Consider the following 13,341-nt stretch of genomic DNA (forward strand, 5'->3'; position numbering starts at 1 on the left):
TATTATTCATTTATCCCATTGTTTTTTAAAGCCACTCTCTCGGAAATCTTGAGGAAAGGCAGGTAGAAGAATACACCAAAGATGATGATTATCAACTGCACCACCACCGCCCGCCAGTCCCCCGCCGTCGCCAGCCAGGCGCTCAGGACCGGCGGCGTCGTCCACGGGATCATCACCACGCAGCGCGACATGAGCCCAAGCGTGGTGCACAGCCAGGCGAAAAAGATGCCGATGGCGGGAAGCAGCACGAACGGGATCATCAGCGGCACGTTGAAAACGATCGGCAGACCGAAAATCACCGGCTCGTTGATATTGAACAACCCCGGGGTAATGGCCAGACGCGCCACCTGCTTTGAGGCCCGCTGACGCGAGAAGAGGAAGATGGCGATCAGCAACGAAATGGTACTCCCGGTACCGCCAACCATGCCGAAGGTCGGAACGAAGATGTTGTTAATGATATGCGGAATTGGCTGACCGCTGGCGTAGGCCAGCATATTCTCATTGGTATTAATCAGCAGGAAAGGCTCCAGCACCACGCTGTTGACAACCGACTGATGAATACCCAGAGTAAACAGGAAGTTGCCAAAGCTGTAGATAAAAATAGTCCCCGGCAGACTGGTATTAATCAGCCGCAGCGGCTGCTGGATAAGCGTGGTGATCAGATGAATCAGATCGGTATGCAGCAGGTTATTCAGCAGCGCGGCAAGCGCCGCAAACAGCGACAGGGTGAGAATGGCCGGGATGAGCGAAGAGAAGGATTGCCCCACCGCCGGCGGCACGTTCTCGCCGAGATTAATCGCCAGACGCTTGATGCCGGCGATGCGCATAAAGATCTCGGTCGCCAGCAGGCCGATGAGTACCCCGGCGAAAATCCCGGTAGAGCCAATGTTGGCGAAGGTCAGCACCGAGGTCAGGCTGACCGTGGCTTTCCCGCCGACAGGCACCAGCTCCACCTGCATGGGCATCATAATAATAAAGCTGCAAAGCGCGATGACGACGGTCGAAACCGGATTAGCGAAGTTTTTGTTACGGGCCAGCGACCACGCAATCATCGGCGCAATCAGCAGCGCGGCGATATTCAACGTTCCGTTGATAATCGCATCGCCCCATACCTTAAAGTGCGCCAGCGTGTCGCCGACGAATATCCACGGAAACACCACGTTATTCACCAGCACCGCCAGCCCGGCCAGAATGAAAATCGGCATCACTCCGGCAAAGGCATCGCGCAGCGAACGCAGGTGGACCTGGTTGGCGATACGCGCGGAAAATTCAACAAAGCGATCGGTCAAAGACTGCATACTGGATGTTGTGTTATCAGACATTTTGCAGAATCCTCTTCATCACTGACCCGTTAACCCAGTTCGACCCGCCGGCTTACATTTCCTGGCCGTTGCTGTGAATCACCCGTTTCAACCACGCATAGCTTTTCTTCGGTACCCGTTGAAGGTCTTTCAGATCGTGGTTTTCGCGATTGACGTAGACCACGCCATAGCGTTTACGCATATCGCCCTGCGAGCTGAGGATGTCGATAAGCCCCCAGCCGAGATAGCCGATCACCTCCGCGCCATCGTCAAAAATCGCCTCTTTCATGGCGTTGATATGGTCACGGTGATAGGCGATGCGATAATCGTCGGCAATCATGTTTTCGCCATCCCAGGACTCAATCACCCCGATGCCGTTTTCAATCGGGAACACCGGCAGGCGCCAGTCGTTGTAGTAGCGGGTGATGATGGTACGAAAACCGAGCGGGTCGATCTGCCAGTTCCACTCCGTAGACTGCAGGTACGGGTTATCCTTATCGCCGAACTGCATGTAGTAGTTCACCTCGGTACCTTCCGGGATCGGATCGCTGCTGAGCGTGCGGCTGGCATAGTAGCTGAACGCCATATAGTCATTTTTATTCTGCGCAATCAGGGCTAAATCCTCTTCGCGATAGATATCCCCAAAGCCTTCGCGCGCCACTACCGCCATCACCTCCGGGCTGTAGCCCTGGCCGGCATATACCCGCAGCAGGTTCTGGTTGAGGAACTCATCATGCTGCTGAGCGCAAAAAATATCGCGCGGCCGGCAGGTAGCCGGGTAGATAAGCTGATGCGCCAGCATCCCTCCCATCAGCTTGCCGGGTTTGGTAGCGTGCAGGTACGCGGTCAGATGGACGTGCGCCATCATGGTGTAATGCTGGATCTGATACAGCTCGCGGAGCGTTTCATCACCGTGCAGGTAGCCGGCAATGCGAAACGCGATCGGCATATGGAAAATATTCTGTTCATTGAAGGTCAGCCAGTACTTCACCTTATCGCCGTAGCAGTCGATCATTTTCTTGCCATAGCGCACAAACGCCGCCATCACGCGGCGATCGATAAAGCCGTTATACTCATTCGCCAGCGCCAGCGGCATGTCGAAATGGTACAGGCAAATCATCGGCTCGATGCCGCGGGCAATCAGCCCGTCAATAAAGCGGTGGTAAAACGCGATCCCCTCTTCGTTGAACTCGCCATCGCCGGTCGGACACACGCGGCTCCATGAAATCTGGAAGCGGTAGCAATTCATGCCCAGATCCTGCATTAAATCAAAGTCTTCTTCGTAGCGATGGTAGGAGTCGGTCGCCACTTTCCAGTCCGAAGCAAACTCTGAAGCTTCGCGAATGTCGTATACCGACATCCCCTTTCCGCCCTCATTCCATGCGCCTTCCGTCTGCATGCTGGAAACTGAATTGCCCCATAAAAAATCCTTCGCCAGTGTCTTCATCGTTCGCTCCGTTGCTATGACTAGTCATTAAAAAATCATGACTAGTCATATAGAATGAAATGACCAATCAGGCAAAAGAGTTATGTCGTTTTTGTGAGCGATTTCGAAAAGAGGAGAAGAAAACGGCGGGACAGAGCCTGCTGCCGGTCGGTTAAGGAGCCGGTTCTCAACATACCTGACAGGTGAGCCCGTACCTGACGTCGCCGTGAAGCAGAGAATTTCTTTTGTATGGTGGTTCAGGCGAAAGCTGTTTTCTTACGTGGGTGCCCGGGAATATTCCCCCGCAAGCGCTTCAGCTTGCGCCTGAACCACCGTTTATCTACCTACGCAGGCCCACGATAAACCATAAAAAAAGCTGGCCACCTTAAGTGACCAGCATCAGGGACAGTGCCCGCCGTTGAGGATCGCGGAAAATTAATCTTTAAGCTGATTACGGCGATACTCACCCTGGCGCTCGAGCATCCACCCCGGATACTCCCGCGGCAGCGCGCTCACGGCATCCAGCTGCTGGAGCTCCTCTTCAGTAAGGCGAATCGCGGTGGCGGCAATATTATCCGTCAGCTGATCGACTCGTTTGGCGCCGATGATCACGCTGCTGACCGCCGGTTGATGCAGCAGCCAGGCAAGCGCAATCTGCGCCACCGATACGCCTCTGGCGTCGGCAATGACGCGCATTGCGTCCACGCAATCAAACGCGCGATCCTTATCCACCGGCGGAAAATCAAACTCCTGCCGCCGACCGCCCGCCGCCGTCTGACCATCGCGATCGTATTTACCGCTGAGCAGACCGCCGGCCAGCGGGCTCCAGACCATCAACCCTACCCCTTCGCTGCGCATCATCGGTACCAGCTCACGCTCCAGGTCACGCCCGGCGATCGTGTAGTACGCCTGCAAAGAGGCAAAGCGCGATAGACCCAGACGTGCGGAAATCCCCAGCGCTTTGACGATTTGCCACGCCGCCCAGTTCGACACGCCGATATAGCGGACATGCCCCTGCTGCACCAGATTATCCAGCGCGTAGAGCGTCTCCTCGATGGGCGTCGCCGGATCGAAACCGTGCAGCTGATAAAGATCGATATGATCGAGCTGCAGCCGCTGCAGGCTCTCTTTGACGCTACTCATGATGTGATAGCGCGAACTGCCGCGGGAATTGACGCCCGCCGTCCCGGTTTCACCAAAGACCTTGGTGGCAACCACCACGTTTTCACGCGGGACTTTCAGGTTTTTGAGCGCCTGGCCGGTTAACGCTTCCGAGCGTCCTTCAGAATAGATATTCGCGGTATCGATAAAGTTAATTCCCGCATCCAGCGCGCTGCCCACCAGCTGTTCGGCTTCGGCCTGGCGCAGTTGACCAATTTTCCCCCACATGCCGCCTTCGCCGCCAAAGGTCATGGTGCCGAGACACAGCTCAGAAACAAACAGACCGGTATTGCCTAGTTTTTGATAACGCATGGGACTCTCCTCATCAGGATGTTATACCTCAGCGTTATAGTTATACGCCGGCAGGAGAGAGTCCGAATGGGGTGATTCTGTCTGTTTCTTGCCCAATTCTCTGAAAATCAGGCGCTGAAATGCAGTATCGCGTAGCCCACCAGCGCCGCCCACAGCAGCATTGGCAGGGAATAAAAATGGAAACGCCACCAGATACGACGGTCTGACGCCATACGCAGGGCAATTACATTGGCCAGCGAGCCGGGAAGCAGGCCAAAACCGCCGACGTTGACCGCCCAGGCCAGCAGCGTTGAAGGGGGAACATAGTTGAGCAGCAGAATCGTGGCCGGCACGTTGCTGATAAACTGCGACAGGCCAATCGTCGTCAACCACAGCCCGCCGGAAGAGAGCTGGCCAACGCCGCTCAGCGCCAGATGAAGCGCGGGAAGCTGGGTCAACAGATGAACATCGATAAACATCGCCATAAAGACCAGCAGCAGCGACCAGTCAACGTAGATAATCACCGACCGCGCCAGCACCAGGAAGCCGATCACAACCAGCCCCAGCCCCCACAGCGCCAGCTGCATTTCTAAGGCGGTAAGGAAAATCAGATAAAACGCCAGGCAGCCCCATACCAGCTTCGGCTGCCATGCCGGTACCCGGTCGCCGCGTTGAAAATGCAGGCGGGTTGCGGAAAAACAGCACCAGCACAGCGCCAGCAGCGTCAGCATCATTGCCGCCGCCAGCGGCAGCATTTGACCGATAAACGCCGGGAAAGAGAGGCCGGACCGCCCCCACAAGAGGATATTTTGCGGATTGCCGATGGGGGTGAGTAAGGAGCCGGCATTGACCGCCAGCGCCTCGAAAATAATCAAGCGGTTAACCGGTATCGCGCACCATTTTTTCAACGTCAGCGTTAGCGGCACGACGATAAACAGCGCCACGTCGTTGGTTAAAAACGTCGACAGCAGCGCCGCCGCCAGCACCATGAAGATCGCCAGCTGTCGTTCGGTAGCAAAGCGACGCGCCATTTTACGCCCGAGCACATCGAAGTAGCCGCTCAGCTCAACCCCTTTGGTCAGCAGCATCAGCCCGCTCAGGGTGATAATGGTGTGCCAGTCGATAGCATGCAGCCAGCCTTTTGCCGCGAACGGTACAAAGAAACTTAAACCACAGGCGATAAGCAGCAGCAGATGGAGAAAGCGATCGCGGATCAACGACTGGACAAAGGGGAGACTCATTCTCCGCGCGGCCCGTATTTCCGGGTGAACTGATTAAAGGCGGCCAGCGTCTCTTCGCTCACGTGGTGCTCCATCCCTTCGGCATCGCGACGAGCAATCTCCGGGCTGACCCCCAGCACCAGCAAAAAGTTTTCCACAATCTGATGACGTTCACGGCTCTCGTGCGCCAGCTTCTCGCCTTCCGGGGTCAAAAACACGCCGCGCCACGGGATCTGCTCAATCAGCCCGACGCTGGCCAGCCGTTTCAACATCTTGGCGACCGTCGGCTGCGAAACCCCCAGACGCGCGGCCATATCGACCTGACGGGCTTCCCCTACTTCGCGAATCAGATCGGAAATCAACTCCACGTAGTCATCAATAAGCTCCCGGCGATGCGCCTCACGCACCTGGCGAAACCCCTCAACGTGTTCTTCAACATTAACAAGCTGCGTCACTTTTTTTGTTATTGGTTTACCCACGCGACGGTTCATTGTGCTTCCTCATACCTGGTGACGCATTACGCATCATCTCAAAAGATCACCATTGTAAATGATTGGGCCCGTAGCACAAAAAATTAACGTTTTAGCCATAGCTATAAGATATAGCCTGTGCTATATCTGTATGTAATGCAGACATCCTTCAAGGAGCGAAGGGCGAAATTACAGGAGGTCCCATGAACGAATTCAAGAGGTGCTTAGCCGTGTTTACTCATTCTCCCTTTAAAGTCCGCCTGATGCTGATCGGCATGCTGTGCGACATGATTAATGGCAAAAATCGCCAGGACAAATCCAACCCCTGAAGCGGCGTCGCGGTACGCCGCTTCATTTTTTCGTCATAATCCGCTGCCAGACTGGCTAGTTTCCCCGCGTTCCCGCCACTTTTTTCAAGTTTTGTAAGCATTCTCCCAAAACAATCCGTTATGCCCGGTTGACCTTATCATTTGCAGGCCCTATCTTTTGTCAGCCCTGCCACTACTGCGGCTCGCAGAGACCCTCTTCCGGCACTGTCCAGCAGGTTTTACCCCTTGATGCCAGGGGATGCACATGGCGTCTTTTTGATTATTAACTATGAATGTCACCCTGAAAGAAACGCTGGTCGCCCGTGGATTGGTTCCCAACCCATGGACAGGATTCTATTTTTTACAGTCTCTGCTGATTAACCTCGCCCTTGGCTACGAATTTAGCCTGCTTTATACCGTCGCATTTACCTGCGTGCTACATCTGCTATGGCGCAGTTTCCCGCGGGCGCAAAAGGTGGTGGTGGGCGGTTATTCCCTGCTGGCGGCACTCTACTATCCGTTTGGCCAGGCGTATGGCGCCCCCAACTTCAACACGCTGCTGGCGCTGCATGCCACCAACGTCGAAGAATCGACGGAGATCCTGACCATCTTCCCCTGGTACAACTACCTGCTGGCGGTCTTCATTTTTGCGCTGGGCGTCACTGCCGTGCACCGCAAAGCGGAAGAGCGCAAGCGCTGGAATAAACTGGAAATAGTCGCCCTGCTGTTCAGCATCGGTATTTTCTTTCTCCAGCCGGTGCAGAACCTGGCCTGGGGTGGGGTCTTCAAAGTGATTGATACCGGCTATCCCGCGCTGCGCTTCGTCAAGGACGTGGTGGTGAATAACAATGAAGTGCTGGATGAACAGGCGCGGATGGCCCAGTTGGCGAATATGAAAGACAGCTGGCACGTGCTGGCGGTCAAGCCGAAGTATCATCTGTATGTTGTGGTGATCGGCGAAAGCGCGCGCCGCGATGCTCTCGGCGCCTTTGGCGGCCACTGGGACAACACCCCGTTTACCAGCTCGGTCAACGGCTATCTGTTCAATGACTACATTGCCGCCAGCGGCTCAACGCAAAAATCCCTCGGCTTAACGCTTAACCGGGTAGTAGACGGCAAGCCGCAGTATCAGGATAACTTTGTCACTCTGGCCAACCGCGCGGGCTTTCAGACGTGGTGGTTCTCGAATCAGGGGCAGATTGGCGAATACGATACGGCGATCGCCAGTATTGCCAGGCGCGCGGATGAGGTGCAGTTCCTCAAAAATGGCGACTTTGAAGCGAACAAAAATACCCAGGATGAGCAGTTGTTAAAGCTGACAGAGCAGGTACTTTCGGTTCAGCGGACCCAGCCGCAGCTGATCGTCCTGCATTTGATGGGCTCTCACCCGCAGGCCTGTGACCGCACCAAAGGAAAATATACCGTCTTTGTGCAATCGAAAGAGACCTCCTGCTACCTCTACAGCATGACGCAAACCGATGGTCTGTTGGGGCAGCTCTACCGTCAGTTACAAAACTCCGGCGATAGCTTCTCGATGACCTATTTTTCCGATCACGGGCTGGCCTTTAAAGAGCGCGGCAAAGCAGTTCAGTACCTGGCGCACGACGATAAGTTTCAGCAGAATTTCCAGGTTCCGTTTATGGTGCTGTCCAGCGACGATAAAGCGCATAAGATCATTAAAGCCCGTCGCTCCGCCAACGACTTCCTGGGGTTCTTCTCCCAGTGGACCGGAATCAGCGCCGCAGAAATTACGCCGCGCTATCGTTTTATCTCGGAGCAAAAAGCCGGGCCAGTCTATATCACTAACTTCCAGCTGCAGAAGGTGGACTATACCCATCTGGGTAGCGATCTCTTCACCCCCCGCTAGCGGCGGCGAATCGTCGCTCGCTGCAGGCAAAAAAAATCCGCCCCAATGAGGCGGATTTTTTATATCACCGGAGTGATTAGAAGCTGTAACCTACGCCAGCAATCCAGGTGCCGACGTCAACGTTACGAATACGAGACTGCTCGTAGGAGAAGTCCAGGGCAACGTTTTCGATCGGGTTGAACTGCATACCCGCGCCGTAGGAGAAACCGTAGTCGCTCATGTCGTGCTTGTTCGGGTAGCTGTTGTCCTGGAATTTACCGTGACCAACACCCACTACGCCGTAGATGCTTGCCCAGTCGTTCAGACGGTAAGCCGGGCCCGCGGTGATGCCGTAGTACTGACCTTTCTGGTAAACGCCGGCTTCGGTACGGTCTTTTTCAGTGTAAGTGAAGGAGCCGATAACACCCAGTGGGCTATTGTCTTGCTCGTAACGATACTTCAGGTTGAAACCGCCTGCTTTGTTGGCTTCACCCTGCATGTCGCTCTGCGCGTAACCACCGGTAACGGTAGAAGTTGCAGCGAAAGCGGTACCTACGGATGCAGCCAGAACAACGGCCAGTGCTGAAAAACGTGCAATTTTATTCATAACCACCTCAAATGTGTTTCTAATAAGTCCTAAGTCTTAAATATATCAAAAACTTTGGGGAAACTCTTTTCACTTTACACTGTCTAACATAGCTTTTCATGTAACCAAAAGTTTCCACAATTCTATAACAAACTGGAAAACAACCGTTTTTAGCGAATATCCTCTTATTAAGGCCCATAACCCGCCGGACGTGCATCCAGATAATTCCTAATCCACAGAGAGGTTTATCTTCGCATCTCGCCGCATTGTACGCTTCCTGCCCGCGTTTTTTTCAACAATAGATAAACCGTAGCTGGGTTATTCATTTACACTGGAACCTTTACCGCGTTTGACAAATTCTGACAGGAGAAAGGATGCCCGGCTCGTCCCGTAAAGTTCCGGCATGGCTGCCGATACTGGTTATTTTAATCGCGATGGTGTCTATCCAGAGCGGCGCATCGCTGGCGAAATCGCTGTTCCCGTTAGTCGGCGCTCCTGGCGTGACCGCCCTACGCCTGGCATTGGGTACCTTAATTCTGGCGATCGTCTTCAAGCCCTGGCGACTGCGCTTCACCGCAGCGCAGCGTGTGCCGCTGCTCTTTTACGGCCTGGCGCTGGGGGCGATGAACTATCTCTTTTACTTATCTATCCAACGCATCCCGCTTGGCATCGCGGTGGCGCTGGAATTTACCGGGCCGCTGGCGGTAGCGCTGTTTGGTGCCAGACGTCCGCCCGACTTTGTCTGGGTGATCCTCGCGGTGCTGGGGCTGTGGTTCCTGCTGCCGCTGGGGCAAGATGTCTCACAGGTCGATCTGCCCGGCGCGCTGCTGGCGCTCGGCGCCGGAGCCTGCTGGGCGGTCTATATCCTGACCGGACAGCGCGCCGGGGAGGAGCACGGCCCGGCAACGGTGGCCATGGGGTCGCTTATCGCGGCGGCGATCTTTGTTCCGCTGGGGATGTTGCAGGCCACCGATACGCTGTTCCAGTGGTCGCTTCTGCCGCTGGGTGTGGCTATCGCCGTGCTCTCCACCGCGCTGCCTTATTCACTGGAAATGATCGCCCTCACCCGTATGCCAAGCAAAACGTTCGGTACCCTGATGAGTCTGGAGCCCGCGCTGGCTGCGCTATCCGGGATGGTGTTCCTTGGCGAGACGTTGACCTTAACGCAAACCCTGGCGCTCGGGGCGATTATCCTGGCCTCGATGGGGTCGACGCTGACGATGCAGCGAGAAAGTAAAATCGAAAAAGTGGATATCCGCTAAATCCTCCCCTCCGTTCTGCACGGCCACCGGGTGTCGTGCAGAACCGCCACCGACTAATCTTTTGATTTCACGAATTTTTCAAAATAGCTAACCCACCTGCGCTATCAAACCGATAGAGACTACCACCACCCCCCTTTTCCTATCCGTTGCTATACTTAATGCCATTAGTTACCGGGGACAAGCGCTCCATCTGATTCAAATTTGATGTATGACGAGTATAAATATCAAGAGGATATGAAACTATGAGTACCGCAAAACTGGTTAAAACGAAAGCGTCCGATCTGCTCTATACCCGCAACGATGTCGCAGACAATGAGAAAAAGGCTACCGTCGAGCTGCTGAATCGCCAGGTAATTCAGTTCATCGACCTGTCGTTGATCACCAAGCAGGCTCACTGGAATATGCGCGGGGCCAATTTTATCGCCGTCCATGAAATGCTCGATGGTTTCCGTACGGCGCTTACCGATCATCTCGACACCATGGCAGAACGTGCCGTACAGCTGGGCGGCGTCGCCCTCGGCACCACCCAGGTGATTAACAGCAAAACGCCGCTGAAAAGCTACCCGCTGGATATTCACAACGTGCAGGACCACCTGAAAGAGCTGGCCGATCGTTACGCGATTGTCGCCAATGACGTACGTAAAGCGATCGACGAAGCAAAAGACGAGGATACTGCGGATATCTTTACCGCCGCCTCCCGCGACCTGGATAAATTCCTGTGGTTCATCGAAGCCAATATTGCCTGATCGTCCTGTATCGCCGTCAGCCTGGCTGGCGGCCTTTCTTTTTTCAGATGATCCTCACCTTTGCCCTCCATTTTTTCTTCGCTCGCCGCAACGCACTATTTCAGTGCACACCAATGTACAAAATACGTACTAAAGTAAATCAATTGTAATAATCACCTCACACAATCGTTACAGCGAGATTGTTTTACCATCGGTGTTTGCGTTAAAAATGTGCTGGTTATACGGCGCGTTTATGGCGCACCAAAATGACGCCCCATCGCGGTGCATTTACCGTTCTCTATAACCGAAACCGTGCAACAGGACCGACTTCGTTTGTTATAAAACAATAAGTTGTAAAACTGGCACGATTTTTTCATATGGTTAGTCGTTCTCGCAGGGGATCGTCCCGTGGATAAAAAAGGAAATGCTATGAAGTCTGTATTTAAAGTTTCACTGGCTGCACTGACCCTGGCTTTTGCGGTTTCTTCCCAGGCCGCTGAAAAACAACTGATTGTGGCGACTGATACGGCGTTTGTGCCGTTTGAATTTAAACAAGGCGATAAGTACGTCGGCTTCGATGTTGACCTGTGGGCCGCCATCGCCAAAGAGCTGAAACTGGACTACACCCTGAAGCCGATGGATTTCAGCGGTATCATCCCGGCGCTGCAAACCAAGAACATCGACCTCGCGCTGGCGGGTATTACCATTACTGAAGAACGCAAGAAAGCGATCGACTTCTCCGATGGCTACTATAAGAGCGGTCTGCTGGTGATGGTGAAAGCCAATAACAACGACATCAAAGACGTGAAGGATCTGAACGGTAAAGTCGTCGCCGTTAAAGGCGGCACCGGCTCCGTTGACTACGCAAAAGCGAACATCAAAACCAAGGATCTGCGCCAGTTCCCGAATATCGATAACGCCTATATGGAGCTGGGTACCGGCCGCGCCGATGCGGTTCTGCATGACACCCCGAACATCCTCTACTTCATCAAAACTGCCGGCAACGGTCAGTTCAAAGCGGTAGGTGAGTCGCTGGAAGCGCAAAACTACGGTATCGCTTTCCCGAAAGGCAGCGACGAGCTGCGCGAGAAAGTGAACGGCGCGTTGAAGACGCTGCATGAAAACGGCACCTACAACGAAATTTATAAAAAATGGTTCGGTACTGAACCGAAATAATAATCGGCGTCGCTCGTTTACAGGCCTGCTGTGGTCTGGTCTCCCGGACAAGGCCGTTGCCTCGCTCCGGGAATCACCTCACCGCAGGCCTGAGTCATTTTTTCGCAGAGGTTGTCCTCTGTTTTTCGACACGGTAACAGGAACGAATTATGCAGTTTGACTGGAGTGCCATCTGGCCCGCCATTCCGATTTTGCTGGAAGGCGCCAAAATGACGCTGTGGATTTCCGTCCTCGGCCTGGCTGGCGGCCTGATTATCGGCCTCGTCGCCGGTTTCGCCCGCTGCTTTGGCGGCTGGATCGCCAACCACATCGCGTTAGTGTTCATTGAGATCATTCGCGGCACCCCGATCGTGGTGCAGGTCATGTTTATCTACTTCGCCCTGCCAATGGCGTTTAATGATTTGCGCATCGACCCGTTTTCCGCGGCGGTGGTCACCATCATGATTAACTCCGGCGCCTATATCGCGGAAATTACCCGCGGCGCGGTGCTCTCTATCCATAAAGGCTTCCGCGAAGCCGGTCTGGCCCTTGGTCTCTCCCGACGCGAGACCATTCGTCACGTGATCCTGCCGCTGGCGCTGCGTCGTATGCTGCCGCCGCTGGGCAACCAATGGATCATCAGCATCAAAGATACCTCGCTCTTTATCGTCATCGGCGTCGCCGAACTGACCCGCCAGGGCCAGGAGATTATTGCCGGTAACTTCCGCGCGCTGGAAATCTGGAGCGCCGTTGCCGTGATTTATCTGATCATCACCCTGGTGTTGAGCTTCATTCTGCGTCGTCTTGAAAGAAGGATGAAAATCCTGTGATTGAATTTAAAAACGTTTCCAAGCACTTTGGCCCAACCAAGGTGCTGCATGATATCGATCTGAAGATCAACCAGGGCGAAGTGGTGGTGATCATCGGGCCGTCCGGCTCCGGAAAATCAACTCTGCTGCGCTGCATCAACAAACTGGAAGAGATCACCAGCGGCGAGCTGATTGTCGATGGCCTGAAGGTCAATGACCCGAAGGTCGACGAGCGCCTGATCCGCCAGGAAGCCGGGATGGTGTTCCAGCAGTTTTATCTCTTCCCGCACCTGACGGCGCTGGAGAACGTCATGTTCGGGCCGCTGCGCGTACGCGGCGCGAAAAAAGAGGCGGCAGAGAAACTGGCGCAAGATCTGCTGGAGAAAGTGGGTCTGGCGGAACGCGCCCACCACTATCCTTCTGAACTGTCCGGCGGCCAGCAGCAGCGCGTGGCGATCGCCCGTGCGCTGGCGGTGAAACCTAAAATGATGCTGTTTGATGAGCCCACCTCGGCGCTGGACCCGGAACTGCGTCACGAAGTGCTGAAGGTTATGCAGGATCTGGCGGAAGAAGGCATGACGATGGTCATCGTCACCCACGAAATCGGCTTTGCCGAGAAGGTGGCTTCCCGGCTGATCTTCATTGATAAAGGGCGCATTGCGGAAGATGGTAACCCGCAGGAGCTGGTCAGGAACCCACCGAGCCCGCGTCTGCGCGAATTCCTCCAGCACGTAGCCTGACCGTCAACAACGGCTCCCCCAACGCGGGGGGCCGCTTTCCA

13 protein-coding genes are annotated in these 13,341 nt (G+C 54.7%); 7 read left to right on the plus strand and 6 right to left on the minus strand.

Going from position 1 to position 13,341, the window contains the following annotated elements; translation table 11 throughout:
- Nucleotides 1–2: 2 nt before the first annotated feature.
- From EDF73_RS07420 to mntR, 5 genes are all read right to left on the minus strand, one after another.
- Nucleotides 3–1,322, minus strand: a complete 1,320-nt coding sequence (locus EDF73_RS07420) for a PTS transporter subunit EIIC (RefSeq protein WP_132727787.1) — start codon at nt 1,320–1,322, stop codon at nt 3–5.
- Nucleotides 1,323–1,374: 52 nt separating this feature from the next.
- Nucleotides 1,375–2,748 (minus strand): glycoside hydrolase family 1 protein, encoded by a 1,374-nt coding sequence (locus EDF73_RS07425; RefSeq protein ID WP_132727790.1) that lies wholly within the window; start codon nt 2,746–2,748, stop codon nt 1,375–1,377.
- A 414-nt stretch (nt 2,749–3,162) separates the two neighbouring features.
- Nucleotides 3,163–4,200: an aldo/keto reductase gene (locus EDF73_RS07430; protein WP_132727793.1), complete on the minus strand. Its 1,038-nt coding sequence runs from the start codon at nt 4,198–4,200 to the stop codon at nt 3,163–3,165.
- Between the two features lie 107 nt (nt 4,201–4,307).
- Nucleotides 4,308–5,420: an anion transporter gene (locus EDF73_RS07435; RefSeq protein ID WP_132727795.1), complete on the minus strand. Its 1,113-nt coding sequence runs from the start codon at nt 5,418–5,420 to the stop codon at nt 4,308–4,310.
- Nucleotides 5,417–5,890, minus strand: coding sequence for a manganese-binding transcriptional regulator MntR (gene mntR, locus EDF73_RS07440; RefSeq protein ID WP_132727798.1), 474 nt, complete (start codon nt 5,888–5,890; stop codon nt 5,417–5,419). The genes EDF73_RS07435 and mntR overlap by 4 nt, the downstream gene beginning before the upstream one ends.
- 182 nt (nt 5,891–6,072) lie before the next feature.
- Here mntR and mntS point away from each other — a divergent pair, with 182 nt between their 5' ends.
- Entirely contained in the window at nt 6,073–6,198 is a 126-nt protein-coding gene (gene mntS / locus EDF73_RS07445) for a manganase accumulation protein MntS (RefSeq protein ID WP_132727801.1), read from the plus strand.
- Nucleotides 6,199–6,466: 268 nt separating this feature from the next.
- Nucleotides 6,467–8,044 carry a phosphoethanolamine transferase gene (locus EDF73_RS07450; protein WP_132727804.1) on the plus strand — a complete coding sequence of 526 codons (1,578 nt, stop codon included), beginning with the start codon at nt 6,467–6,469 and terminating at the stop codon, nt 8,042–8,044.
- A 76-nt stretch (nt 8,045–8,120) separates the two neighbouring features.
- Here EDF73_RS07450 and ompX read toward each other — a convergent pair whose 3' ends face one another.
- Nucleotides 8,121–8,630, minus strand: a complete 510-nt coding sequence (gene ompX / locus EDF73_RS07455; RefSeq protein ID WP_132727807.1) for an outer membrane protein OmpX — start codon at nt 8,628–8,630, stop codon at nt 8,121–8,123.
- A gap of 353 nt (nt 8,631–8,983) precedes the next feature.
- Here ompX and rhtA point away from each other — a divergent pair, with 353 nt between their 5' ends.
- The 5 genes from rhtA (at nt 8,984) to glnQ (ending at nt 13,300) form a co-directional block, all read left to right on the plus strand.
- On the plus strand, nt 8,984–9,871 hold the full coding sequence (gene rhtA, locus EDF73_RS07460; RefSeq protein WP_132727810.1) for a threonine/homoserine exporter RhtA: 888 nt from the start codon (nt 8,984–8,986) through the stop codon (nt 9,869–9,871).
- Between the two features lie 242 nt (nt 9,872–10,113).
- Entirely contained in the window at nt 10,114–10,617 is a 504-nt protein-coding gene (gene dps / locus EDF73_RS07465; protein ID WP_132727813.1) for a DNA starvation/stationary phase protection protein Dps, read from the plus strand.
- 408 nt (nt 10,618–11,025) lie between these two features.
- Nucleotides 11,026–11,772, plus strand: a complete 747-nt coding sequence (gene glnH, locus EDF73_RS07470) for a glutamine ABC transporter substrate-binding protein GlnH (protein ID WP_132727816.1) — start codon at nt 11,026–11,028, stop codon at nt 11,770–11,772.
- Nucleotides 11,773–11,921: 149 nt separating this feature from the next.
- Nucleotides 11,922–12,581 (plus strand): glutamine ABC transporter permease GlnP, encoded by a 660-nt coding sequence (gene glnP / locus EDF73_RS07475; RefSeq protein WP_032700530.1) that lies wholly within the window; start codon nt 11,922–11,924, stop codon nt 12,579–12,581.
- Nucleotides 12,578–13,300, plus strand: a complete 723-nt coding sequence (gene glnQ, locus EDF73_RS07480) for a glutamine ABC transporter ATP-binding protein GlnQ (RefSeq protein ID WP_132727819.1) — start codon at nt 12,578–12,580, stop codon at nt 13,298–13,300. Before glnP ends, glnQ begins: the two co-directional genes overlap by 4 nt.
- Nucleotides 13,301–13,341 lie beyond the last annotated feature (41 nt).

Origin of the sequence: Klebsiella sp. BIGb0138 (assembly GCF_004342285.1) — a bacterium.
Taxonomy (GTDB): Bacteria; Pseudomonadota; Gammaproteobacteria; order Enterobacterales; family Enterobacteriaceae; genus Klebsiella.

What these genes read in the sequence shown, in the direction of transcription:
- EDF73_RS07420 (WP_132727787.1), bottom strand. Translation starts at nt 1,322, where the DNA reads ATGTCTGATAACACAACATCCAGTATGCAGTCTTTGACCGATCGCTTT.
- EDF73_RS07425 (WP_132727790.1), bottom strand. Translation starts at nt 2,748, where the DNA reads ATGAAGACACTGGCGAAGGATTTTTTATGGGGCAATTCAGTTTCCAGC.
- EDF73_RS07430 (WP_132727793.1), bottom strand. Translation starts at nt 4,200, where the DNA reads ATGCGTTATCAAAAACTAGGCAATACCGGTCTGTTTGTTTCTGAGCTG.
- EDF73_RS07435 (WP_132727795.1), bottom strand. Translation starts at nt 5,420, where the DNA reads ATGAGTCTCCCCTTTGTCCAGTCGTTGATCCGCGATCGCTTTCTCCAT.
- mntR (WP_132727798.1), bottom strand. Translation starts at nt 5,890, where the DNA reads ATGAACCGTCGCGTGGGTAAACCAATAACAAAAAAAGTGACGCAGCTT.
- mntS (WP_132727801.1), top strand. Translation starts at nt 6,073, where the DNA reads ATGAACGAATTCAAGAGGTGCTTAGCCGTGTTTACTCATTCTCCCTTT.
- EDF73_RS07450 (WP_132727804.1), top strand. Translation starts at nt 6,467, where the DNA reads ATGAATGTCACCCTGAAAGAAACGCTGGTCGCCCGTGGATTGGTTCCC.
- ompX (WP_132727807.1), bottom strand. Translation starts at nt 8,630, where the DNA reads ATGAATAAAATTGCACGTTTTTCAGCACTGGCCGTTGTTCTGGCTGCA.
- rhtA (WP_132727810.1), top strand. Translation starts at nt 8,984, where the DNA reads ATGCCCGGCTCGTCCCGTAAAGTTCCGGCATGGCTGCCGATACTGGTT.
- dps (WP_132727813.1), top strand. Translation starts at nt 10,114, where the DNA reads ATGAGTACCGCAAAACTGGTTAAAACGAAAGCGTCCGATCTGCTCTAT.
- glnH (WP_132727816.1), top strand. Translation starts at nt 11,026, where the DNA reads ATGAAGTCTGTATTTAAAGTTTCACTGGCTGCACTGACCCTGGCTTTT.
- glnP (WP_032700530.1), top strand. Translation starts at nt 11,922, where the DNA reads ATGCAGTTTGACTGGAGTGCCATCTGGCCCGCCATTCCGATTTTGCTG.